This is a genomic window from Methyloversatilis sp. (genome assembly GCF_051861465.1).
Classification (GTDB): domain Bacteria; phylum Pseudomonadota; class Gammaproteobacteria; order Burkholderiales; family Rhodocyclaceae; genus Methyloversatilis.
The window spans coordinates 309,792-330,586 of sequence record NZ_JBHYCQ010000005.1 but is presented as its reverse complement, the minus strand read 5'-3'; the positions used below and the strand labels follow the sequence as shown (position 1 = coordinate 330,586).

26 protein-coding genes are annotated in these 20,795 nt (G+C 66.6%); 20 read left to right on the top strand and 6 right to left on the bottom strand.

The genetic code is table 11. The features are described 5' to 3' along the window. Positions 1–10 precede the first annotated feature (10 nt). Genes ACTIFF_RS09685 through ACTIFF_RS09670 form a run of 4 tightly spaced genes read right to left on the bottom strand, consistent with a single transcriptional unit; the run spans position 11 to position 2,275 of the window. On the bottom strand, positions 11–232 hold the full coding sequence (locus tag ACTIFF_RS09685; RefSeq protein ID WP_306476084.1) for a Trm112 family protein: 222 nt from the start codon (positions 230–232) through the stop codon (positions 11–13). Continuing rightward, positions 213–1,229 (bottom strand): tetraacyldisaccharide 4'-kinase, encoded by a 1,017-nt coding sequence (gene lpxK / locus ACTIFF_RS09680; protein WP_439536630.1) that lies wholly within the window; start codon positions 1,227–1,229, stop codon positions 213–215. Before lpxK ends, ACTIFF_RS09685 begins: the two co-directional genes overlap by 20 nt. Continuing rightward, positions 1,226–1,654, bottom strand: coding sequence for an ExbD/TolR family protein (locus ACTIFF_RS09675; RefSeq protein WP_257094987.1), 429 nt, complete (start codon positions 1,652–1,654; stop codon positions 1,226–1,228). Before ACTIFF_RS09675 ends, lpxK begins: the two co-directional genes overlap by 4 nt. Positions 1,655–1,663: 9 nt before the next feature. Beyond that, positions 1,664–2,275, bottom strand: coding sequence for a MotA/TolQ/ExbB proton channel family protein (locus ACTIFF_RS09670; RefSeq protein ID WP_439536629.1), 612 nt, complete (start codon positions 2,273–2,275; stop codon positions 1,664–1,666). Positions 2,276–2,520: 245 nt separating this feature from the next. Here ACTIFF_RS09670 and xseA point away from each other — a divergent pair, with 245 nt between their 5' ends. From xseA to ACTIFF_RS09650, 4 genes are all read left to right on the top strand, one after another. Next, positions 2,521–3,870, top strand: coding sequence for an exodeoxyribonuclease VII large subunit (xseA, locus tag ACTIFF_RS09665; RefSeq protein ID WP_439536628.1), 1,350 nt, complete (start codon positions 2,521–2,523; stop codon positions 3,868–3,870). Between the two features lie 138 nt (positions 3,871–4,008). After that, positions 4,009–4,596 carry a superoxide dismutase gene (locus ACTIFF_RS09660; protein WP_439536627.1) on the top strand — a complete coding sequence of 196 codons (588 nt, stop codon included), beginning with the start codon at positions 4,009–4,011 and terminating at the stop codon, positions 4,594–4,596. 118 nt (positions 4,597–4,714) lie between these two features. Beyond that, positions 4,715–5,104 carry a 4a-hydroxytetrahydrobiopterin dehydratase gene (locus ACTIFF_RS09655; protein ID WP_069040114.1) on the top strand — a complete coding sequence of 130 codons (390 nt, stop codon included), beginning with the start codon at positions 4,715–4,717 and terminating at the stop codon, positions 5,102–5,104. Beyond that, positions 5,105–6,295: a GNAT family N-acetyltransferase gene (locus tag ACTIFF_RS09650; protein ID WP_439536626.1), complete on the top strand. Its 1,191-nt coding sequence runs from the start codon at positions 5,105–5,107 to the stop codon at positions 6,293–6,295. 25 nt (positions 6,296–6,320) lie between these two features. Here the strand turns inward: ACTIFF_RS09650 and ppa are convergent, their stop codons facing one another. Further along, positions 6,321–6,869, bottom strand: a complete 549-nt coding sequence (gene ppa, locus ACTIFF_RS09645; RefSeq protein WP_257094979.1) for an inorganic diphosphatase — start codon at positions 6,867–6,869, stop codon at positions 6,321–6,323. Positions 6,870–6,896: 27 nt separating this feature from the next. Then, entirely contained in the window at positions 6,897–7,874 is a 978-nt protein-coding gene (gene dmeF / locus ACTIFF_RS09640; protein WP_439536625.1) for a CDF family Co(II)/Ni(II) efflux transporter DmeF, read from the bottom strand. Positions 7,875–8,061: 187 nt separating this feature from the next. On the opposite strand from dmeF, the gene hemP reads away from it, so the two are divergent. From hemP to ACTIFF_RS09560, 16 genes are all read left to right on the top strand, one after another. After that, positions 8,062–8,247 (top strand): hemin uptake protein HemP, encoded by a 186-nt coding sequence (gene hemP / locus ACTIFF_RS09635; protein WP_439536624.1) that lies wholly within the window; start codon positions 8,062–8,064, stop codon positions 8,245–8,247. 7 nt (positions 8,248–8,254) lie between these two features. After that, positions 8,255–8,470, top strand: a complete 216-nt coding sequence (locus tag ACTIFF_RS09630) for a (2Fe-2S)-binding protein (protein WP_069040109.1) — start codon at positions 8,255–8,257, stop codon at positions 8,468–8,470. Between the two features lie 88 nt (positions 8,471–8,558). After that, positions 8,559–9,038, top strand: a complete 480-nt coding sequence (gene bfr / locus ACTIFF_RS09625; RefSeq protein ID WP_439536623.1) for a bacterioferritin — start codon at positions 8,559–8,561, stop codon at positions 9,036–9,038. Between the two features lie 176 nt (positions 9,039–9,214). Beyond that, positions 9,215–10,018 carry an energy transducer TonB gene (locus tag ACTIFF_RS09620; protein WP_439536622.1) on the top strand — a complete coding sequence of 268 codons (804 nt, stop codon included), beginning with the start codon at positions 9,215–9,217 and terminating at the stop codon, positions 10,016–10,018. A gap of 87 nt (positions 10,019–10,105) precedes the next feature. Beyond that, positions 10,106–10,876, top strand: a complete 771-nt coding sequence (locus tag ACTIFF_RS09615) for a MotA/TolQ/ExbB proton channel family protein (protein WP_069040107.1) — start codon at positions 10,106–10,108, stop codon at positions 10,874–10,876. A 14-nt stretch (positions 10,877–10,890) separates the two neighbouring features. Beyond that, positions 10,891–11,310 (top strand): ExbD/TolR family protein, encoded by a 420-nt coding sequence (locus ACTIFF_RS09610; protein ID WP_305633441.1) that lies wholly within the window; start codon positions 10,891–10,893, stop codon positions 11,308–11,310. A gap of 246 nt (positions 11,311–11,556) precedes the next feature. Then, positions 11,557–11,802 (top strand): hypothetical protein, encoded by a 246-nt coding sequence (locus tag ACTIFF_RS09605; RefSeq protein ID WP_439536621.1) that lies wholly within the window; start codon positions 11,557–11,559, stop codon positions 11,800–11,802. A 17-nt stretch (positions 11,803–11,819) separates the two neighbouring features. Continuing rightward, entirely contained in the window at positions 11,820–12,434 is a 615-nt protein-coding gene (rpsD, locus tag ACTIFF_RS09600; protein ID WP_439536620.1) for a 30S ribosomal protein S4, read from the top strand. Between the two features lie 297 nt (positions 12,435–12,731). Beyond that, positions 12,732–13,487 carry a PEPxxWA-CTERM sorting domain-containing protein gene (locus ACTIFF_RS09595; protein WP_439536619.1) on the top strand — a complete coding sequence of 252 codons (756 nt, stop codon included), beginning with the start codon at positions 12,732–12,734 and terminating at the stop codon, positions 13,485–13,487. A gap of 225 nt (positions 13,488–13,712) precedes the next feature. Continuing rightward, on the top strand, positions 13,713–16,013 hold the full coding sequence (locus ACTIFF_RS09590) for a TonB-dependent receptor domain-containing protein (RefSeq protein WP_439536618.1): 2,301 nt from the start codon (positions 13,713–13,715) through the stop codon (positions 16,011–16,013). A gap of 266 nt (positions 16,014–16,279) precedes the next feature. Continuing rightward, on the top strand, positions 16,280–16,708 hold the full coding sequence (locus ACTIFF_RS09585) for a DUF779 domain-containing protein (RefSeq protein WP_439536617.1): 429 nt from the start codon (positions 16,280–16,282) through the stop codon (positions 16,706–16,708). A gap of 135 nt (positions 16,709–16,843) precedes the next feature. Continuing rightward, on the top strand, positions 16,844–17,047 hold the full coding sequence (locus tag ACTIFF_RS09580; protein WP_069040101.1) for a hypothetical protein: 204 nt from the start codon (positions 16,844–16,846) through the stop codon (positions 17,045–17,047). 121 nt (positions 17,048–17,168) lie between these two features. Beyond that, positions 17,169–17,813: a PEPxxWA-CTERM sorting domain-containing protein gene (locus ACTIFF_RS09575; protein WP_439536616.1), complete on the top strand. Its 645-nt coding sequence runs from the start codon at positions 17,169–17,171 to the stop codon at positions 17,811–17,813. 35 nt (positions 17,814–17,848) lie between these two features. Continuing rightward, positions 17,849–18,913 carry a hemin-degrading factor gene (locus tag ACTIFF_RS09570; protein ID WP_439536615.1) on the top strand — a complete coding sequence of 355 codons (1,065 nt, stop codon included), beginning with the start codon at positions 17,849–17,851 and terminating at the stop codon, positions 18,911–18,913. Then, the gene (locus ACTIFF_RS09565) at positions 18,910–19,749 is read left to right on the top strand and encodes a heme/hemin ABC transporter substrate-binding protein (protein WP_439536614.1); all 840 of its coding nucleotides are present in this window, start codon (positions 18,910–18,912) and stop codon (positions 19,747–19,749) included. The genes ACTIFF_RS09570 and ACTIFF_RS09565 overlap by 4 nt, the downstream gene beginning before the upstream one ends. Further along, complete coding sequence (locus ACTIFF_RS09560) at positions 19,746–20,795, top strand: FecCD family ABC transporter permease (protein ID WP_439536613.1); 1,050 nt, start codon at positions 19,746–19,748, stop codon at positions 20,793–20,795. Before ACTIFF_RS09565 ends, ACTIFF_RS09560 begins: the two co-directional genes overlap by 4 nt.

Genomic DNA, 20,795 nt, shown 5'->3' with positions numbered 1-20,795 from the left:
GTTGAGCGCCTCAGATGGACGTTGCACCGCGACCCGGCGTCGCGTCGCGCAAGGCGGCCACTTCGGCCTCGGACATTTCGCGCGCCTCGTCTTCCAGCATGACCGGAATGCCATCGCGGATCGGGTAGGCCAGGCGGCTTGCCTTGCACTGCAGCTCGTTGCGCGCGCGGTCGAGCACCAGCGGTCCCTTGGTGACCGGGCAGACGAGAATCTCAAGTAGTCGGGGGTCCATGCTTCAGCTCCGCAAGGCGGTCGGATACCCGGCCCGCCAGATCAGGATCGAGGTGTGCCTCGACCGGCAATACCCACACAGGGGTGTCCGACAATCCGTGACATTTTACCGCGTCCTTCTCGGTCAGCAGCAAGGCATCGCAGTCCTGAAACGTCAGGTCCCGGGCCGAATACGCGTGATGATCGGGAAATGGATGCGCGACGAACGCCAGTCCGAGTGCGCGCAGGTGGTCGAAGAAGCGCGCCGGCTCGCCGATGCCGGCCACGGCGTGCAGACGCAGACCTTGCAGGTCGGCGACACCTGCGCTGTCCCCGGGATGGCCGAGCCGATGGAAGCGCTCACCCTTCAGATGCATCGAAAAACGCGGCGGGCCGGTCAGCGGCGCATTCGGTGTGCCATTGAGCACCTGCGCAAACACCTGTGCCAGACGCGATGGCGGTTCGCGCAGCGGGCCGGCCGGCAGATGAAATCCGTTCATGACACCGCGCCGGTCGAACACCGCGATTTCGATGTCGCGCGCCAGCGCGTAGTGCTGCAGACCGTCGTCGCACAGCACGACGTCGCACTGCGGATGACGCGCGAGTGCCGCGCGGGCGACCTCCGCACGGCGACGTCCGACCCATACCGGCACGCCGCTGCGACGCGCCAGCAACAGGGCTTCGTCGCCGCACAGCGCCGGGTCATCCTCCGCCGCGACCTCGCGCATCCCTTGCACGGTCCCGCCGTAACCGCGCGACACGATGACCGGACGGTGGCCGCGCGCGGTCAGGGCACGCGCCAGATAGAGGGTGAGCGGGGTCTTGCCGGCGCCGCCGGCGATGATGTTGCCGATGACCACCACCGGTACCGGCAGCCGGTCGACGCGCAATATGCCCGAGCGGAAAGCGGCGCGGCGCAGCGCGGTGACCAGGCGGTACAGCAGGGACAGCGGCCACAACAGCCAGGCCAGCCAACCGCGCCGGTGCCAGGCTTCGGGCAGCGCCCGCGCCGCACTCATCGACCGGCCGGCGCGTCGGACTGGGTGGCGAAGGAAATGCCGGCGATGCCGGCCTTCTGTGCGGCCTGCATGACATCGATCGACGACTGCAGCCGTGCGTCGCGGTCGGACGAAATGATCACCACCGGATCTTCCTTGCCCGACGCAGCGCCCGCCAGCGCGCTGCGCAACCGCTCGATGTCACCGGCAGGCACCGGCTGGCGATCGACCAGGATGTCGCCGCGTGCGGTGATCATCACGTTGATCTCGCGGGCAACCGGCTCGGCTTCGGGCGCCTGTGCACTGGGCAGCGTGATTTCGAGGCCGGCGGTTTTCGAGTAGGTCGTGGTCACCATCAGGAAGATGAGGATGACCAGCAGCACGTCGATCAACGGAATCAGGTTGATTTCCAGCTCTTCGCGTGCCCGTCCGCGTCGGAAATTCATCGGGGTGCCCTACTTTGCCGAACGCTCGCCGTGGACGACTTCGACCAGCTTGATCGCGAGCTGCTCCATCTCGACCACGAAATCGTCGACCAGGCCGCGAAAGTAGCGATGGAAGATCAATGCGGGAATCGCCACCAGCAGACCGAAGCCGGTGTTGTAGAGCGCAATCGAAATGCCGCTGGCAAGCTGTTGCGGATTGCTGCCGGTCGCCGTCTGCGAACCGAAGATTTCGATCATGCCGACGACCGTTCCGAACAGCCCCATCAGCGGTGCGGCGGCAGCGATCGTTCCCAGCGTCGTCAGATAGCGCTCCAGGTGATGCACCACCGAACGCCCTTCCTCCTCGATCGCTTCCTTCATGATTTCACGCGGATTGCGCACATTGCGCAGCCCCGCCGCGAGCACGCGGCCAAGCGGCGAATGGGCGGCGACGCGGCGTATCATGTCGGGATTCGGCTGGCCGCCCTTGAGGTCGACCAGCACGGAATCGAGCAACGCCGGCGGCACCACCTTGCTGCGTCGCAGGCTTGCCAGACGTTCGAAAATCAGCGCCAGGGCAATGATGGACGCCGCGATCAGCGGCCAGATGGGCCAGCCGGCCGCCTGGATGATGTCAAACACGTGCGCTCCCCTCGTCAGCAAGCGGCGAACTGTAGCCTGCGACACCGGCCGGGGCAACCCTGATCCGATGTTGTTGCGCGCCGCAGCATGCGGCCTGACGGGGTTATCCACAGAACTTGTGGATAACCGTGTGGGTAGCGGCCGGATGACGGCGACGAATCGCGGTTGGTACAGGCGTTTTTCTTGCGGCGATCAAAAATTAAGCTTCGATGACAGCGTGGTGAACGATGCTCCCTGAATCACCGATGTCGGGCGGCCCCGGCATGCCGGTATCCGAACTGGTGCGACGCGCCCGCCTGACGCTGGAGCGCAGCTTTCCGGTGCTGTGGGTCAGCGGCGAGCTGTCGGGCGTGACGCGCGCTGCGTCGGGGCACCTCTACTTTTCGCTGAAGGACGAGCTGGCTCAGGTGCGCTGCGTCATGTTCCGCAACCGCAGCCAGCTGCTGCCGTTCGACGTGCGCGCTGGCCTGCGCGTCGAGGTGCGCGCCCAGGTGTCGCTGTACGAGGCGCGCGGCGACTTCCAGCTGACCGTCGATGCGATGCGACCGGCCGGCCCGGGTGCCCTGCACGACGCCTTTCTGCGACTGAAGGCAAAGCTGGAGCAGGAAGGCCTGTTCGACGCTGCGCGCAAGCGGCCGCTGCCGGTGCTGCCTGCCCGGCTGGCTGTGGTCACCTCGCCGTCGGGGGCCGCACTGCGCGACGTGCTGATCACGCTGGCGCGGCGCGCCCGCCACATCGAGGTGACCGTGCTGCCCTGTCTGGTGCAGGGCGCAGAGGCGCCGGCGCAGATCGCCGCCGCCGTCACGCGGGCCGGGCGCCTTGGCTGCGACGCCGTGCTGCTGGTACGCGGCGGCGGTTCGGCGGAAGACCTGGCCGCCTTCAATGACGAGGCGGTGGCGCGCGCCATTGCCGCGTGCCCGATGCCGGTGGTGACCGGGGTCGGGCACGAAACGGATTTTTCGATTGCCGACTTCGTGGCGGACGTCCGTGCCGCCACGCCGACCGCCGCTGCCGAACTGGTCAGCGCCGGCCATGTCGAGGCGGCTGCACGGCTGGTCGGACTGGCGCGGCGGCTCGCCCGGGCCATGCGCGCCCGCGTCGAGCGGCGCGGCCAGCGGCTGGACGACCTGTCGTCGCGGCTGCATGCGCCGGCACGACAGCTGACGCGGGCGGGCGAGCGGCTGCACGCGCTGCACGCGCGCATGCGCCGCGCCCGCGATGTCGGCCTGGCGCAGCAGCGCCGTCATGCCGACGCGCTGGCTCAGCGCCTGCACGATCGACGCCCCGATCTCGCGCGTCGTCAGGTCGCGCTGCTGCGGCTGACCGAGCGGCTGCGCAACTCGGCGCGCTGGCTGCTTGAAACCGCGCGCCACCGCAGCGGTCTCAATGCGGCCCAACTGGCGCAGCTCGATCCGGCGGCCGTGCTGGCGCGCGGCTTTTCCATCGTGCGTGACGGCGAAGGCCGCATCGTGCGCGACGCGACGATGCTGTCGGCCGGACAGGCGCTTGAACTGCAGTTCGGACGCGGCGCGGCCGGCGTGACGGTCGATCGCGTCGACATACCGGCTGCAGCCGACGAGATGCCTGGCACCTGATGCCTTGCAACTGAGGCCCTGCAACCGAGACCCGGCCCTTGAGGAGGCCGTTCTGCCTGCAAGCTTTGCCTTGTGCTCGGACTTGGGCAACCCTAAACTCGCATACCTGACTTTGAACCGACACGACTGGGAGACACCATGGAACACACGCTGCCCCCGCTGCCTTACGCGCTCGACGCTCTGGCCCCGCACATTTCCCGCGAAACCCTCGAATTTCACTACGGCAAGCATCACCAGACCTACGCCACCAACCTGAACAACCTGATCAAGGGCACCGAGTTCGAAAACCTCGATCTGGAAGCCATCGTCAAGAAGGCGCCGGCCGGCGGCGTGTTCAACAACTCCGCGCAGGTCTGGAACCACAGTTTCTTCTGGAGCAGCATGAAGCCGGCGGGCGGCGGTGCGCCGACCGGCGCGCTGGCAGCGGCCATCGATGCCAAGTGGGGCAGCTTCGACGAATTCAAGAAGGCGTTCAAGGCGTCGGCGGTCGGCAACTTCGGCTCCGGCTGGACGTGGCTGGTCAGAAAGCCGGATGGCGCGCTGGACATCGTGAACACCAGCGGCGCCGGCACGCCGCTCAATTCCGACGCCAAGCCGCTGCTGACGCTCGACGTCTGGGAACACGCCTACTACATCGACTACCGCAACCGCCGTCCGGACTTCGTCGATACCTTCCTCGCCAGCCTCGCCAATTGGGACTTCGCGGCGAAGAACTTCGCGGCCTGACCGCCCGCCGGAGTCCGCCTCCGGCATGCGATGCAGATGCGCGCTGCCTCATCCGGCCCTGGCCGGGCGGGACAGCGCGTTTTTCATGGCTGGACCCATCACCCAGAGGAGTACCGACATGACGCAATGGAGAACCGCCGGGCCGAACGAGGCCTTCACGCCGGAAGAGATCGACGCCCGCCTGAAGGGCGAACTGCCCAAGTGGTACTACGAAGACGGCTGGATACGCCGCAAGTACAAGACCAGCGGCTGGAAGGGCACGCTGATGGTTGTGAACACGGTCGGTCATCTGGCCGAAGCGGCCTTCCACCACCCGGATCTCGCGGTGTCCTACGCCTTCGTGATCGTCAAGCTGATGAACCACGAAGCCAAGGGCGTAACCGAGCGCGACTTCCAGCTGGCGAAGAAGATTGAAGAGGTCGTCATGTGGCAGCCGGCGCTGGCTGAAGGCTCGGCCCTGGCCGGCACGCCGGACGACCCGCGCTTCAAGTACATCAAGTACGACTGAGTGAGCGGACCGGAACTGCGCGTCGAGCACCACGGCGCGATCGCCGATCTCGACGCGGCGCAGTGGGACGCGCTGACCGGCGGCCACGCCACGCTGTCGCACGCGCTGCTGGACGCCTTCGAAAGTTCGGGCTGCGTCACCGAAGCATCCGGCTGGCAGCCGGACCACCTTTCGATCCACGAGGGCGGGCGACTGATCGCCGCGCTGCCCGGTTACCGCAAGCTGCACAGCTATGGCGAGTACGTGTTCGACTGGTCATGGGCCGAGGCGCTTGAACGCACCGGGCGCCCCTACTACCCGAAGCTGCTGAGCGCCATTCCATTCACGCCGGTGCCCGGCCCGCGGCTGCTGGCACGCGACACGGCGGCGCGCACCGCGCTGCTCGACGCCTGGCTGGACCATGCGCGTGACAGCGGCGTGTCGTCCGCCCACCTGCTGTTTCCGGATGCCGACTCACTCGATGCGCTCGGGAACAGGTCGCTGCTGCTGCGCCAGTCGGTGCAGTTCCACTGGACCAACGCGGGCTACGACAGCTACGAAACCTTCCTGTCATCGCTGGCGCGCGACAAGCGTAAGAAAATCCGTCAGGAGCGGCGCCGTGTGGCCGATGCAGGCATCACGCTGCGGCGCATCGACGGATCGGACATCCGCGACGCCGAGCTCGCCCTGTTCTTCAAGTGCTACAGCAATACCTATCGCGTACGCGGTCAGCGCCCGTATCTGAACTTTCGATTTTTCGAACTGCTGCGCGAACGTGTGCCGCACGCGCTGATGCTGGTCGTGGCCACTGCAGGCGGGCACGACATCGCCTGCGCACTGAACCTGCGCGACGACAGGCGGCTGTACGGACGTTACTGGGGCGAACTCGAACATCTGCCCTGCCTGCACTTCGAGGCCTGCTACCACCAGGGCATCGAATATGCGATCGAGCGCAAGCTCGAGGTGTTCGAAGGCGGCGCCCAGGGCGAGCACAAGATGGCGCGCGGTTTCGTGCCGGAGACGACCTGGTCGGCGCACTGGCTGCGCGACGCCGATTTTTCCGACGCGGTGGCGCGCTATCTGGAGCGGGAACGCGCCGGCATGGCGATGCACATTGACGAACTGGAAGAGCGCACGCCTTACCGGCAGACGGCTCAGGCGCTGTCGACAGCAGATCGCGGACCGGGCGCGATCGATGTCGACAGTCCGTGAGCGAACGCCAAAGAGTTAGGACGGGTCAGAACGCCGGCTTGTCGGCGGCTTTCTGGTAGGCCTCGACGCCCGACATGATTTCGCGCTTGGCATCTTCGATGTCGCCCCAGCCCTGAACCTTGACGAACTTGCCGGGCTCCAGATCCTTGTAGTGCTCGAAGAAGTGCGAAATCTGGTCCAGCAGGATCTGCGGCAGGTCACGCGGGCTCTGTACCGAGCGGTACATGGGCGTGAGCTTGTCCACCGGCACGGCCAGCAGCTTGGCATCTTCGCCGGCTTCGTCGACCATCTTCAGCATGCCGATCGGACGGCAACGAACCACCACGCCCGGCGGCAGCGCGAACTGCGCCAGCACGAGCACGTCGACCGGGTCGCCGTCACCGGCGATGGTGTGCGGGATGTAGCCGTAATTGCACGGGTAGTGCATCGCGGTCGACATGAAGCGATCGACGAAGACGGCGCCGGAATCCTTGTCCACTTCGTACTTGACCGGGTCCGAATGCATCGGGATTTCGATGACCACGTTGAAATCGTTGGGCAGATCCTTGCCCGACGGAACTCGTTCCAGACCCATGTCTCGCTCCTTTTGAAAAGCCCGCGATTATAGCGATTGTTGCGGCGCAACAGAAGATATGTCCCGCGACACAATGTCCAGTGTCACATGGGCCAGTGTCGCCATGCCGCCCAGTTCAACGCGCAGACGATCGGCATCCAGTTCCGGCGCGGCGGCGAGCGTCAGCAGCAGCGCATGGCGCCCGGGGGCAAGCAGCCAGAGGTGCAGATCGAGCGCATGCACGCCGTGCCGTGCGAGGCAGTCGTGGATGTCGTGCAGCAGATGGCTGTCGATCTGACGGTCCAGCAGCACGCCGGCGCTGTCGCCGGCCAGCCGCCAGGCCCAGCGCAGGATGAGCACGCCGCCGAGCGCCGCCATCACCGGGTCCAGCCACGCCATGCCGGCCCACTTGCCGGCGATCAGCGCCACGATGGCGGCGACCGAGGTCAGTGCATCGGCCACCACATGCAGATAGGCGGCACGCAGGTTCTGGTCGGCGTGTGCGTGCGTGTGTCCGTGTGCGTCGCCCTCATGGGCATGGTCATGGTCGTGACCGTGCAGCAGCCACGCGCTGAGCAGATTGACGATCAGCCCGAGCACCGCGACGGCCAGCGCTTCATCGTAGTGGATGTCCTGCGGCGCCTGCAGCCGCCGCGCCGCCTCATACAGCATGGCCAGCGCAACACCGGCGAGCAGCAGACTCGACGAGTAGGCCGCCAGATAGGACACCTTGCCCGGTCCGAAGCTGTAGTGCGCCTGCCCGGCATGCCTGCGCATATATATATAGGCGAACGCACTGATGCCCATGGCGGCCACATGCGTCGCCATATGCCAGCCGTCTGCCAGCAGCGCCATCGACCCGGTCAGATGGCCGGCGACGATTTCCGTCAGCATGGCGATCGCACTCAGCCACAGCACATGGCCGACCGCTCTTTCAGCCTGACGTTGCGACAACAGGAAGTCGGGCTGACGTGCCGGGCAGGACGACGCTTGCAGGCTCTTTACGTCGCGGGAAGATGTATTCATCGGGCGATTGTAGGGTGCGCGGCCGACGCTGCGCCATCGCACGCCCGCCACGGCGATATCGGGCGATCGGTGCACGGTGCGGAAACGATGGCCGGTCCGGCCGACAGGCAGCGCAGCGAACGCTTGACACCGGCGCAGCGTTCTGTATTAATACGAACCATTCTCATTATTATTTGTTTGTTGGCACATGAATACGCCTGCATCTCCGCTGCCGCAGACACCCGCCAACGCCCCCGCCGCGTCATCCAACCCGTCGCCGACGCTTGATTCGGCGCAGTTGCTGGGTGGCCGCAAACAGGTCGCCATCAATCACGGTGGCGAGCTTTATTCGTTGCGCCTCACGCGCAACGGCAAATTGATACTCACCAAATAGAGTCGCCATGTACATCTGTCTGTGCGAACCGGTCACCGATCGGGATATCAAGGCTGCGGTCAGCACCGGTTGCCGCAACGTGCGCGACGTGGCCGGACAGCTCGGCTGCTGCAGGGATTGCGGCAAGTGTGTGCGCGCGGCAAAGGAAGTGATCGACGCGGCCCGGGCTGATCTGCGGGCACTCGTCGCACACGCGCCGCTGGCATCCGGCTGCGCCGCCTGAAATTGATGCTGTGCAACACGACCGTTCGTGTGGCCTAGAATACGGTCAGGCGTCACGCCAGTGACACCGCCTGAACAGGAGACGGCACATGAAGGGCGACAAGAAGGTTCTGCAGTATCTGAACAAGCAGCTGGTGAATGAACTGACGGCGATCAACCAGTATTTCCTGCACGCGAAAATGTACAAGAGCTGGGGCCTGAAGCAGCTCGGCGACCATGAGCACCACGAGTCGATCGAGGAAATGAAGCATGCCGATGCGCTGATCGAACGCATCCTGATGCTCGAAGGTCTGCCCAACCTGCAGGATCTGCACAAGCTGCTGATCGGCGAGAACGTGCCTGAAATGCTGGGCTGCGATCTGAAGATCGAGCACATATCGCATACGACGTTGAAGGAAGCGGTGGCCTGTTGCGAAACAGCCGGCGACTACGTGTCACGCGACCTGTTCCGTTCGATCCTGGCGGATACCGAAGAACATATCGACTGGCTGGAAACCCAGATTGATCTGATCGACAAGATGGGACTGCAGAATTACACCCAGGCCGCGATGGGAGAAATCGGCAGCTGAGTTGCCGATCGGGGCAGGACCGGCGATCGGGTGCCGGCCATCCCCTTCCCGTCCGGACCATGGCCCTCAACCGAAGTTGAAGTCGCACGGATGTCCCTTCCCACACTGCCTGCCGTGACGTTGCCCGCCCACCCGTCGATGTACCCCGTCCGCCGGTTGTCACCCGTATGGTCGCGATGAGCAGCGCAGCGCTCGCAGGCGGCGCAGGAACCCTGCCGCCGCCCCTGCCGCCCGCCTTCCGCCTTCCGGCCGGCCCGGATACGCCACCCGGCCGGTGGCCCGGTCTGCCTGATGCAGGTGCGCCGGCGCGCATCTTTTCACTCGGCACGGTACTGTTGCTGCATGGCCTTGCGCTGTTCTGGCTGATGCATGTCCCGCTGCCGCTGCCCAGCGCGCCCGCCACCCTCATGCTGGCCACACTGATTGCGCCCGAACCGCTGCCGATGGCGGACATCGAACCGGTGCGCGAACAGCCCAGGGTGGAGCCGGAGCCGCCGAAGCCGGTCACCAAACCGGTGCCCCGACGCAAGGAAGCCGTCCTGCCGAAGCTGACTGCGGCGGCCGATGCGCCCAGCGCGGAGAGCGTCCCGGTACAGGAGCCTGCGCCACCGGAACCGGTCGCGATCGACGTCGTCCCCGCAGCCGCTCCGGCGCCCGCCGCGGTCACGGCAGCACCGGTGGCCGCGCCCCCGCCGGTCGAACCGCCGCGCTTCGACGCCGCCTATCTGTCGAATCCGAAACCGGCCTACCCGATGCTGTCGCGTCGTGCCGGCGAAGAAGGGCGGGTGATGCTGCGGGTGATGGTCGAGGCAAACGGCACGCCGTCGAAAGTCGATATCGAAAAGTCGAGCGGTTTCCCCCGACTCGACGAAGCCGCGCTGGACGCGGTGAAGCAATGGAAGTTCGTGCCGGCACGACGCGGTACCGAAGCCGTTGCCGAATCCGTCGTGGTCCCGCTCAGCTTCAGACTGCCGCGATGATTTGACCGGCGCGACCGCTGGCGTACACTGCGCGGCGATCCTTTTTTGCACTATGGCTTTGAATCTGGCTTCACATGGAGAGTCTTGATGAATGAATCACTGGGTTTTGCGCACTTCCTGTCGAACGCGGATGCTGTCGCAATCACCATTGTCGTGCTGATGGCGCTCGCGTCGATCGGCACCTGGTTCCTGATCGTGCTCAAGGGCATCGTTGCGCTGCGCCAGCGCAGCGCCAGCAGCCAGTTCATGGATCGCTTCTGGAACGCCTCGTCGCTGGAAGACGTGGCGCGCGACATGCGGTCCAACGGCGTCACCGATCCGTTCTCGCATCTGGTGCATGAGGGTTTCAGCGCCGTCGAGACACTGCGCAATGGCAAGGCCGGCGCGCGCGGCCTGATCGCCACCGGCAGCGCCGACGAATTCCTGACCCGTGCGCTGAAGCGCTCGATCGAACGCGACCGCAGCCGCATGGAGTACGGTCAGACCTTTCTCGCATCGGTCGCATCGAGCGCGCCGTTCATCGGCCTGCTCGGTACCGTATGGGGCATCTATCACGCGCTGCTGGCGATCGGCATGTCCGGTCAGGGCACGCTGGACAAGGTGGCCGGGCCGGTCGGCGAGGCGCTGATCATGACCGCCATCGGTCTGGCCACCGCCATCCCGGCGGCGCTGGCATTCAACTTCTTCGCACGTTCGACGCGCAATGTGATGGCCGAACTGAACAGCTTCGCGCACGACGTGTTCGTCATGCTGTCCACCGGCATCAAGGACGTCGGCACGAATGACCCGAAAGCCACCGGCGACCGCGTGCTTTCGCTGGTTGAGCACGGCCGCGACGCCGCGCGTCCGGCGCACTGAGCGGGAGCACATACATGGCCTTCGCAAGTTTCGAACAGGACGACGACGGACCGATGGCGGAAATCAACATGATTCCGTTGATCGACGTGATGCTGGTGCTGCTGATCATCTTCATGGTGACCGCACCGCTGCTGACCCATGCAGTGAAGGTCGACCTGCCCAAGGAATCGACCTCCGCAAACGAACTGCCGCCGGAGAACATCCAGATCGCAATCGGCGCCGACGAACAGCTGTTCTGGTCGGGCGAGAAGATCGACAAGGAAACGCTGAAGGTGAAACTGCAGGAAGCGGCCGCGCGCGACAAGACCGCGGAAATCCAGCTGCGTGCCGACCAGAACGTACCCTACCGCTCGGTGGCCCACGTCATGAGTGAGGCAGCACGGCTGGGCCTGACCCGCATCGGCTTCGTGACGGATCCTTCCAGTGCGAAGTAAGCCGCGATCAGCCTGAAGAAAACCGCCTTGACCGGCGGTTTTTTTTCGTCTCACGTCGACGTTCGACCCCCGACACGCTGCTTCACCCATCGCACACACGACGATGCTTGACAGACCTTGACTCCCGTGTTTGAATGCGAATCATTCCTATTCACTTCTGAACAGGACATGCGCCAGCCCGCTGCTTCGACAGCCATCCGCCAGCCACCCCGTGCCCCGCACGCCCACCCGCTGGAGGATGCAGGTATGACAATCGAACACAGTGCCACTGGCGACGCCAGTCCGAACATGCTGGCGGCTGCCACGCTGTTCGTCATGACCCGGTTTGCGGAACGCCCGTGCCCGGAAGTTGCGCAGATGGTGATCCGCCATCTCGAAGTCGTGGCCGAGGACGAGCGCGCCGATCCGCTGATGCGTGAGGTGTGCGACGCGCTCATCGGCCGCTGGAGCCTGCATGCCGTCGGCGATGCGGGCCTGCGCGCCGCTCACTGATCCGGAGAACCCCGAAGATGTCCCGCTACACCGGCCCCCGCCTGCGCGTGCTGCGCGCACTGGGCACCGACCTGCCCGGTCTGACCCGAAAGAACGTCGAAAACCGCACCTCGCCGCCCGGCCAGCATGGCGCGCGCCCGAACCGCCGCAAGTCGGAATTCGGCGCCCAGCTGATGGAAAAGCAGAAGCTGCGCTACAACTACGGTCTGAACGAAACCCAGCTGCGCGGCGTGTTCCGCGAAGCCGAACGTTCGAAGCTGCCGACCGGCGAAAAACTGGTCGAACTGCTGGAACGCCGGATCGACAACATCGTGTTCCGCGGCGGTCTGGCGCCGACGATTCCGGCGGCACGCCAGCTGGTGCGCCACAAGCATGTGCTGCTCAACGGACGGCGCGTGAACATTCCGTCGATCCGGCTGCGCGTCGGCGACACCATCACGCTGACCGACAAGGGTCGCACCGTCCAGAGCGTGGTCGATGCGCTGCAGACACCGGCGCTCGAACGCGCCGAATGGATCGCCTTCGATGCCGCGACGCTGAGCCTGCGCCTCGCCCATCTACCACCAGGCGATGCCACACCCTTTGCGTTCGAAGCACAGAAAGTGGTCGAGTTCTACGCCCTGCGCGTCTGACCACCCGACGGTATACGGTCGATCGGGCGCCCTGCCCTGATCTTCCTGCAGTTGCATTTTTCCTTGTTGCTTTTTCACTTTCCCCCCGCCCGCGCCGCGGCCGGGGCTGCCAGCCAGATCCGCTCACGCGATCCAGCCAGTCACGCATCTTCAGGAGACGCTGACATGTCGCTGTTCGCCTCATCGATCCGCATCGCCGGTTCGCTTCACGGCCCTGCCTCCAGCGGGCGCGTCTCCTGTCAATGGCCGCGCCACCGCGCCGGCTCCACGCCTTCAACCCGCTTCGAGAGGTCAATCATGATCACGTCACGCCTGCCCAGTGCAGCCCTCACCACCGCCGCCTTGCTGTCCTTTGCCTTCGCCGGTCAGGCACTCGCCGCCACCGCGCACGAATCCTTCACCTCACCCGCCGATTCGGTCGCCAGCGACGGTTTCAACAACCTGACGGCGGGCCGCATCACGGCCGCACAACTGACCGCGGGCCTGGTTGCCAACGTCGACGGCAGCGCCGGCGACACGGTCTTCCGCAAGATGTCGGGTGGCGCCTACCCGGCGTCGGCCGGTCTGTACCAGTTCAGCGGTGCCGGCTCGACCTTCGAAATGGCGGTTGCCGACGCCGCCGACGGTCTGACCAGCATCATGTTCCAGAGCTACATCAACATCAGCCGCGGCGCCAATGGCGTCGACGGGCTATTCGAAACCGGTTACGAGCCCCGCCTGAGCTACAACAACGGCACTCAGTTCCTGACCGCGTCGCTGGTCGAGACGGAAAACCTCAGCTACACCGACTTCTTCACCGGTCAGGTCGTGGCGTCCGACCCGAACAACCCGAACCACGCCACCTTCACGTGGAATCTCGGGGCGCTGGGCGTCACCGTGCCGGTCGACAGCTTCCGCATCACCTTCGGCACCGACACCCACTCGCAGACCGAAGCCTTCCAGCTGGACCAGCTGGTCGCGGCACCGGTGCCGGAACCGGAAACCTGGGCCCTGATGCTGGGCGGCCTCGGGCTGATCACGCTGAGCGCACGTCGCCGCATCCACAAGGGCTGATTGCCGCCCGCCGCCGGACGATCAGGCCCGGCGGTCCACCCTGCGGTGCGCGCTGCGCACCGCATCCGTTGCAGACTTCCCGTGACACCCCAGCCCTCCACCGTCGCAAGGCGTCCTGTCCGCCGCTCCGCCCGCTGGCCTGCAGCCGGACTGTGCGCATTCGCCTGTCTCGCCGCCTCGGCGGCCGGGGCACAAGGCACGCACACACCTGACCGCGTCACGCCGGTGCAGGACGCCCAAACGCTTGTACCTCCGGGGCCACTGCCCGGCGCGCAGGACGTCAGCGAAGCGATCGACACCGACACGACCGTGCTGCCCGAAGTCGAGGTGACCGACGAACGCGAGCTGCAGCGCCCGGTCGAGATCGAATTGCCGCCGGACCGCCCGGTCACGGTCATCAATGCCGCCGCCATCGAGCGGCGCCAGGCCAGCACCATTTTCGACATCCTGAAGGACATCCCCGGCGTGGCGGTCGATGGCGGACCGCGCGCCAGCGGCATGAAATTCAATCTGCGCGGTTTCTCCGACAACGAGGACGTGCTGTTCAAGGTCGACGGCGCGGTCAAGGGCTTCGAGAAGTACCGCTTCGGCAGCGGTGTGTTCCTCGAGCCGGAATTGCTGAAGGCGCTGCAGGTCGAGCGCGGCCCGTCGGTCACCGCCGGGTCGGGCGCCCTCGGCGGCACCGTATCGGCCACCACCAGATCGGCGTCCGATTTCCTGAAGCCGGGCCAGACCTTCGGCAGCGAGGTGAAGTACGGCTACAACTGGAACAGCCGCGAACGGCTGCGCATGGTGACCCTCTATGGCCGGCCGAACGCCCACCTCGACCTCATCGTGTCGGTCGCCCGGCGCGATTCCGATGACTTCCGCCTGCCCGACGGCGATCGCCTCGACCTGACCGCCACGTCGTCGGAAAGCCGCTTCATCAAGGCGAGCTTCTACGCCACCGACGATCTGGTGATCGAACTGAGCCAGACGCGCTACACCGGCGGGCCCGAACGCGCGCCGTACGACGCGACGGCGAGCGGCTCGGGCGGCTTCGGCATCGTCCAGCGCAGCATCGACGACACCACGACCAATCTGTCGCTGCGCTATCTGCCGCCCGATTCGTGGATCGCACTGCGCGGCACACTGGCCTACGAAACGACCGAACTGGCCGACCTGCACCTGATCGGCCAGAGCCGCATCTGCGTGTCACCGTCGCGACTGCTGCCGGCCGCCTTCCGGGTCGACCGCTGCGACGACGACTGGCGCTATGCCATCTGGACCGGTGAACTGTTCAACGACCTGCGCTACACGCTGGGTGAGCTGCGCGGCGTGCTGACCGTGGGCTACCAGGGCATCCGCAACAGCCGCGACATCGTGCGCGTGACGTCGAACGCCAACACCAATGCGAACAACCATCCCGGCGGTTTCAACGAAGCACAACCGCCCGGTGACAAGGTGTCCGACGCGCTGATCGTCGAGAACGCGATGACCTACGGCGCTTTCACGCTGACGCCGGGCGCGCGCATCGACCGCTACCACGTGAGCGCCGAAGGCCAGACACGCACCAACATGATTGCTGCCGGCCAGTCGCCCGACCTGCGCTTCGTCAAGGTGTCGCCGGCACTGGCGCTGACCTGGCGCATACCGGCCAGCGATGTGTCGCTGACCGCACGCTACAACGAAGCCTTCCGACCGCCGCTGGTCGATGAGTACTTTGCACGCGGGGGTTTCGCCAGCCGCTGCGCGAAAACCACCGGCAATCCGCTTGCCCCCGGCAATCTGGTCAACGACGCGAATCCGCTGTACGACCCATCGGGTATCGGTCTTCCGTACGACCCGTCGCTCGATCTGGCGCCGGACAACGAAATCTGCGGCGGGCTCTATCGGCCGCAGGAATCGTCCAACCACGAACTGACCATCGCCTGGTCGCCGCAGCCGGCGAGCGCCGCCGACGGGCGCTGGCAGGCGCGCGCGACCTGGTACGACATCCATACCCGCCATCTGCTGCAATCGATCTCGAACGTGGGTGGCCGGGTCGCCCAGCCGGGTCGTGAACGGCGTACCGGCACCGAACTGGAAGTGTCCTACGACGGACTGCGCAGCTTCGCCACGCTCGCCTGGTCGCAGATCGACGGCCGCATCACGAACCCGGTCGCCGGCACCGATGACGCGATCTACGGCGTACCGGGCGACACGCTGAGCGCCAGTGCCGGTGTGCGCGGCTTCGACGGACGGCTCGAAGCCGGTCTGCGCATGCGCGACATCGGCGAACGGCGCGCCAGCGCAGGCACCGAACCCACGGTGTGCTCGCGCCCGGGCGCGCTGTTCATCGAAGGCGTCGGACGCATCGGCACGCAGTTCGGTGCGCGCGTGTTCGACCTGTTCGCCAGCTGGCGCGTCACCCCGGACGCCTTGCTGCGTCTCAACATCGACAACCTGACCGACGAGGTGTACTGCCTGCAGGACGGCTTCGCCGGCGCGGTCGGCGTGCAGGCACCGGGCCGCAGCGCGAAGCTGTCGCTGACGCTGCGCTTCTGAACGTGCCGATGGCGCTTCGCGACTCAAACCGGAACTGTTTTTCATATTCCGACTGCCGTGCGAGCCTGACAGAATCCGCGCGCGCACCGACGTTTCATCAAGGTGACGTTCCAGCCATGGACAGTCCGGTGCACCGTTACTGGACACCCGCCCAAACGGCCATCCGGAGAATTGCGCAGTTTTCCTTTGCCGCCCGCAGCCTGCGGCGCATCGCCTGATGTGGCGCGGGTTTTGCTGATTCAACCGTTGTGTGCGCCGGCCTGCAAATGCGACGCACACGAACCATTGCACATGATCCACACGTTGCGCCACGACATCCGCACATGCCACATTCATCCGATCCCGAATGCTCGCTCCACCGTACCGGTCATATTCGAGCTGTCTCGCTGACCGCCAGCATTGACGCCGTCATGCTCATCATCCGGTTGTCCGCGCGCTACGGTCCGCTGATGTTCCGCCACGGGGCGATGGCCGAAAGCGTGCAGCCGCTGTGCAGGCCGGTCGGCTCGATCGCGCTCTCCGAGACCGACGTGAAGCTGGGCGAAATCGCCGGCTGCGAATACTGGATCGACGCATCGACTTTTGCGCGGTTGGAGCGAGGTGCCTATCTGCTCGATGTCCTCAACCCCTCGGTCACGCCGCACGGCACGCCCGCGCTGACCGACCGCTTCGTGTTGCGTCCGCAGGCAGGCTGACGCCCCGCAATGCGCGGGAGCAGCTCAAGCCCGCCTCCCCTGCAGCGCGATTCGCTTGACACCGAACTGAGAATCATTATTATTTGAACCGGTTCAACACAGCGCGGTCCAGCCGCGCCGGACATTCCGGTCACCATGCACGACGCCACGTCAGGTCTGAACGCTTCGTCGTCGGACGCCCTGAAATCCCGCCTTGCCGGCCTGCTCGACGAGCTGATCCGGCATGACGGCTTCGGGTCGCTCAGCGTGGAAGTGCGCCTGCTCAAGCGCGGGCAGAAGGAAGTGATCATCGATTGCGGCAAGCAGTACCGCTACGTGATCGATTTCGCCGCCGGCTGAACCGGAACCGTTCGTGCAGCACCGTCCGGCGGCGCGGGGCCGCGGACTCACATCATCAGAAACAACACCTGAGCAGTCGCCTTCGCGGGGAAGGGATGCATGGCTCTGAACGAGGCCCATCATGTCTTTCCGTCGTCTGTGCTCGACCGGCGCGCTGTGCGTGCTGTCTTCTTCCGCTTTCGCCGCCGGTGCGGTCTGGGATACCCCGCTCGCCGGTTTCGACGGCAACGGTGCCAGCGCCGCCACGCCCTGGGCCAGCGCCGACATCTATGCCGAATGGAATGTATTCGACAGCACCAGCCTTGACGCCACGCCGGACATCGCCGGCAGCGGCTCGCTGAGCCAGACCCATCCGGCCGCCGGATCCTTCCTGACCGGCAGCGGCAATCTGTACAGCAGCGGCGGCGCCGCGAACTTCATCGTCGATCTCACCGCCCCGGCCGCCGGCACCTACGACGTGTGGCTGCGCATCGCCACCCAGGGCACGACGGCCAACGACATCGCAACGCTCAATGGCGTCGCCGCCAGCAAGGTCGTGTCGTTCAGCACCACGCTGGGCGGCTTCGGTGGCAGCGAGGAAGAAGCCTGGTGGCGCTGGACGGTCACCGACCCGCTCGCGCTGCAGTTCGCCTTCGCCAGCCCGGGCGCCCACCTGAGCCTCGACCAGCTGGCCGTGCTCGCGGCACCGGTGCCCGAACCCGCCACCTGGCTGTCGCTGCTGGCTGGCCTCGGCCTGCTTGGCGCCCTCGCCCGCCGTCGCGCCTGACGCGCCGCCCCGCCCACCTCGAGCCGGAGACTTCCATGACCCGCATTACCGATCCCGAAAGCCTGTACCACACCTTCCACGCCCTGAAAGCCGAACGGCGCCTGCGCAACCGCGACGCCGCGGCGGCACTGGGCATCAGCGAAGGAGAAGCCATCGCCTGCGGCGTCGGCCGCGATGCCATACGTCTGCACGGTCCGTTCGACGCGCTGTTCCAGCGCATGCCTGAACTGGGCGAAGTGATGGTGCTGACCCGCAACGAAGCCGCAGTGCATGAAAAGACCGGCAGCTTCGAACAGATGTCCGGCAACGCCCACGTCGGACTGGCGCTGGGCAGCGTGATCGACCTGCGCATCTTTTACGGTCAATGGACGCAGGGTTATGCCGTGACCGACGAAACGCCACGCGGCACCTCGCTCAGCTTCCAGTTCTACGACCGCCACGGCGACGCCGTGCACAAGGTGTTCTCGCGCGCCGGCACGAAACTCGACGCCTGGCACGCACTGGTGGTGACCTACACCGCCGACAATCAGCAGGCCGGCGAACACGTCGAACTGCGCAGCACGGAACCGGACGCGGAAACGCCGCTGGCCGCGATCGACACCGACGCCTTCCGTCGCGACTGGCTGGCCATGCAGGACACGCACGACTTCTTCCCGCTGCTGCGCCGTCACAAGGTGTCGCGCAGACAGGCCATGCAGCTGGCGCCTGACGGCCATGCGGAACGGCTGGACAACGGCCTGTCGCGCCCGCTGCTGGAACAGGCGGCCGCACAGTCGGTGTCCATCATGTGCTTCGTCGGCAACCCCGGCATGATCCAGATCCACACCGGGCCGGTGCATCGCATCGAAGTCATGGGCAACTGGCTGAACGTGCTCGACCCCGGATTCAACCTGCACCTGCGGCACGATCTGGTGGCGGAAACCTGGCTGGTGCGCAAGCCGACCTCGGATGGCATCGTCACCTCGATCGAATTGCTCGACGCCAGCGGCGAGACGATTGCGCTGTTCTTCGGCGAGCGCAAACCGGGCAAGCCGGAACGCGAAGACTGGCGTGCGCTGGTGCGTCAGGTCTGCCCGTCGACCGACACCGTCGCCGCATGAAGCGTCTTGCCCTGCTGAGCGTTCTGGCCGCGCTGTGCGGCCCGGCGCTGGCCGACAGCGCACAGCGTCTGGTCACCGTCGGCGGTGCGGTCACCGAAATCGTCTATGCGCTCGGCGCGGGCGCCCGCGTGGTCGCGACCGATACCACGAGCACCTGGCCGGAGGCGGCGCAGGCACTGCCGCGGGTCGGCTACCAGCGTGCGCTGGCGGCCGAAGGCGTGCTGTCGATGCGCCCGACGCTGCTGATCGCCACCGCCGACGCCGGCCCGCCGGTCGCGCTGACCCAGTTGCGGGGTGCCGGCGTGCGCGTGCTCCAGCTCGACGCCGGCCACCGTGCCGATCAGGTCGGTGGCACCATCCGCGCCATCGCCGCGTCGCTCGCGCTGGACGACGCCGGGCGCACGCTGGCGGAGCGCTTCGACGCCGACTGGGCGGCGGCGCGGCAACAGGTCGCTGCCTTGCCGGGACGTCCGCGTGCCCTGTTCATTCTCGATCATGGCGGTGCCAGTCCGATGGTCGCCGGCGACGGCACGGCCGCCTCAGCCATGATCGACTATGCGGGCGCCGTCAACGTCATGGCCGGCCGCTTCAACGGCTACCGCCCGCTGACGCTGGAAGCAGCGCTGGCGGCGGCACCCGACATCATCGTCACGACCGACGAGGCGATCGCCACCGCCGGCGGCCGCGCCGCCTTTCTCGCCCGCCCCGGTCTGGCCGCCCTGCCCGCCGCGCGCGCCGGCCGGCTGGTGACGCTGGACGCGCTGCGCCTGCTCGGTTTCGGGCCGCGTCTTCCGGCCGCGGTGCTCGATCTGGCGCAGCGGATGCGCACGCCATGAACCTGCGCAGTGTCGAGTTGCCGCGCATCGGCCCGCCCGCCAGCCTGACGCTCTGGCTGCTGGCGGCCGCGCTGATCGGCGCCGTCGTCCATGCGCTGGCCAGTGGTGCGGTGGACCTGCCGGCGGCCACCGTCGTCAGCGCACTGCTCGGGCAGCAGGTCGGCTCGGATGCCGATCTGGTGATCTGGACGCTGCGTCTGCCGCGCGTGCTGCTCGGCGTGATCGCCGGTGCCGGCATGGGCATCGCCGGTGCCGCCATGCAGGGCCTGATGCGCAATCCGCTCGCCGACCCCGGTCTGGTCGGCGTCAGCAGTGGCGCCGCACTGGCGGCGGCGGCCGTCGTCATTCTTGGCGAGCGCGCCATGAGCACGGGAGGCTGGGCCGCCAGTGCGCTGCTGCCGCTGACCGCCTTCGCCGGTGCCGCGCTGACCACGGCGCTGGTCTATGCCGCCTCGCGCCGCAATGGCCGCAGTTCGGTCACGCTGATGCTGCTGTCGGGCATCGCCATCAACGCGCTCGCCATGTCCGGTATCGGTTTGCTGCTGTTCATGGGCAGCGACGCCCAGGTCAGACAATTCACGTTCTGGACGCTGGGCAGCCTGGCCGGCGCCACCTGGCCGGGTGTCATCGCCGCCGCCGCCGCGGTCGGCGTGGCACTCGCGCTGCTGCTGCGCAAGGCCGGGCCGCTCGATGCGCTGGCATTGGGCGAAGCACAGGCGGCGCACCTGGGCGTGGCGGTCGGTACGCTGAACCGCGCCTGCGTGGTGCTGATCGCGCTGTCCGTCGGCGCCACCACCGCACTGACCGGCACCATCGGTTTCATCGGGCTGATTGCGCCCCATCTGGCGCGCCGCCTCGCCGGACCGTCGCATCACCTGCTGCTGCCGGCCAGCGGGCTGGCTGGCGCCCTGCTGGTCGTGCTGGCCGACAGTGCCGCACGCACCTGGGTCAGTCCGGCCGAACTGCCGATCGGCGTGCTGACCGCACTGTTCGGTGCGCCCTTCTTCATGCTGCTGCTGCGCCGGCGCGCCGCGCAGGAACACTGA

Coding starts and splice junctions, on each gene's coding strand:
- ACTIFF_RS09685 (WP_306476084.1), bottom strand. CDS start 232: ATGGACCCCCGACTACTTGAGATTCTCGTCTGCCCGGTCACCAAGGGA.
- lpxK (WP_439536630.1), bottom strand. CDS start 1,229: ATGAGTGCGGCGCGGGCGCTGCCCGAAGCCTGGCACCGGCGCGGTTGG.
- ACTIFF_RS09675 (WP_257094987.1), bottom strand. CDS start 1,654: ATGAATTTCCGACGCGGACGGGCACGCGAAGAGCTGGAAATCAACCTG.
- xseA (WP_439536628.1), top strand. CDS start 2,521: ATGTCGGGCGGCCCCGGCATGCCGGTATCCGAACTGGTGCGACGCGCC.
- ACTIFF_RS09660 (WP_439536627.1), top strand. CDS start 4,009: ATGGAACACACGCTGCCCCCGCTGCCTTACGCGCTCGACGCTCTGGCC.
- ACTIFF_RS09655 (WP_069040114.1), top strand. CDS start 4,715: ATGACGCAATGGAGAACCGCCGGGCCGAACGAGGCCTTCACGCCGGAA.
- ppa (WP_257094979.1), bottom strand. CDS start 6,869: ATGGGTCTGGAACGAGTTCCGTCGGGCAAGGATCTGCCCAACGATTTC.
- dmeF (WP_439536625.1), bottom strand. CDS start 7,874: ATGAATACATCTTCCCGCGACGTAAAGAGCCTGCAAGCGTCGTCCTGC.
- hemP (WP_439536624.1), top strand. CDS start 8,062: ATGAATACGCCTGCATCTCCGCTGCCGCAGACACCCGCCAACGCCCCC.
- ACTIFF_RS09630 (WP_069040109.1), top strand. CDS start 8,255: ATGTACATCTGTCTGTGCGAACCGGTCACCGATCGGGATATCAAGGCT.
- bfr (WP_439536623.1), top strand. CDS start 8,559: ATGAAGGGCGACAAGAAGGTTCTGCAGTATCTGAACAAGCAGCTGGTG.
- ACTIFF_RS09620 (WP_439536622.1), top strand. CDS start 9,215: ATGAGCAGCGCAGCGCTCGCAGGCGGCGCAGGAACCCTGCCGCCGCCC.
- ACTIFF_RS09615 (WP_069040107.1), top strand. CDS start 10,106: ATGAATGAATCACTGGGTTTTGCGCACTTCCTGTCGAACGCGGATGCT.
- ACTIFF_RS09610 (WP_305633441.1), top strand. CDS start 10,891: ATGGCCTTCGCAAGTTTCGAACAGGACGACGACGGACCGATGGCGGAA.
- ACTIFF_RS09605 (WP_439536621.1), top strand. CDS start 11,557: ATGACAATCGAACACAGTGCCACTGGCGACGCCAGTCCGAACATGCTG.
- rpsD (WP_439536620.1), top strand. CDS start 11,820: ATGTCCCGCTACACCGGCCCCCGCCTGCGCGTGCTGCGCGCACTGGGC.
- ACTIFF_RS09595 (WP_439536619.1), top strand. CDS start 12,732: ATGATCACGTCACGCCTGCCCAGTGCAGCCCTCACCACCGCCGCCTTG.
- ACTIFF_RS09585 (WP_439536617.1), top strand. CDS start 16,280: ATGCGACGCACACGAACCATTGCACATGATCCACACGTTGCGCCACGA.
- ACTIFF_RS09580 (WP_069040101.1), top strand. CDS start 16,844: ATGCACGACGCCACGTCAGGTCTGAACGCTTCGTCGTCGGACGCCCTG.
- ACTIFF_RS09575 (WP_439536616.1), top strand. CDS start 17,169: ATGTCTTTCCGTCGTCTGTGCTCGACCGGCGCGCTGTGCGTGCTGTCT.
- ACTIFF_RS09570 (WP_439536615.1), top strand. CDS start 17,849: ATGACCCGCATTACCGATCCCGAAAGCCTGTACCACACCTTCCACGCC.
- ACTIFF_RS09565 (WP_439536614.1), top strand. CDS start 18,910: ATGAAGCGTCTTGCCCTGCTGAGCGTTCTGGCCGCGCTGTGCGGCCCG.
- ACTIFF_RS09560 (WP_439536613.1), top strand. CDS start 19,746: ATGAACCTGCGCAGTGTCGAGTTGCCGCGCATCGGCCCGCCCGCCAGC.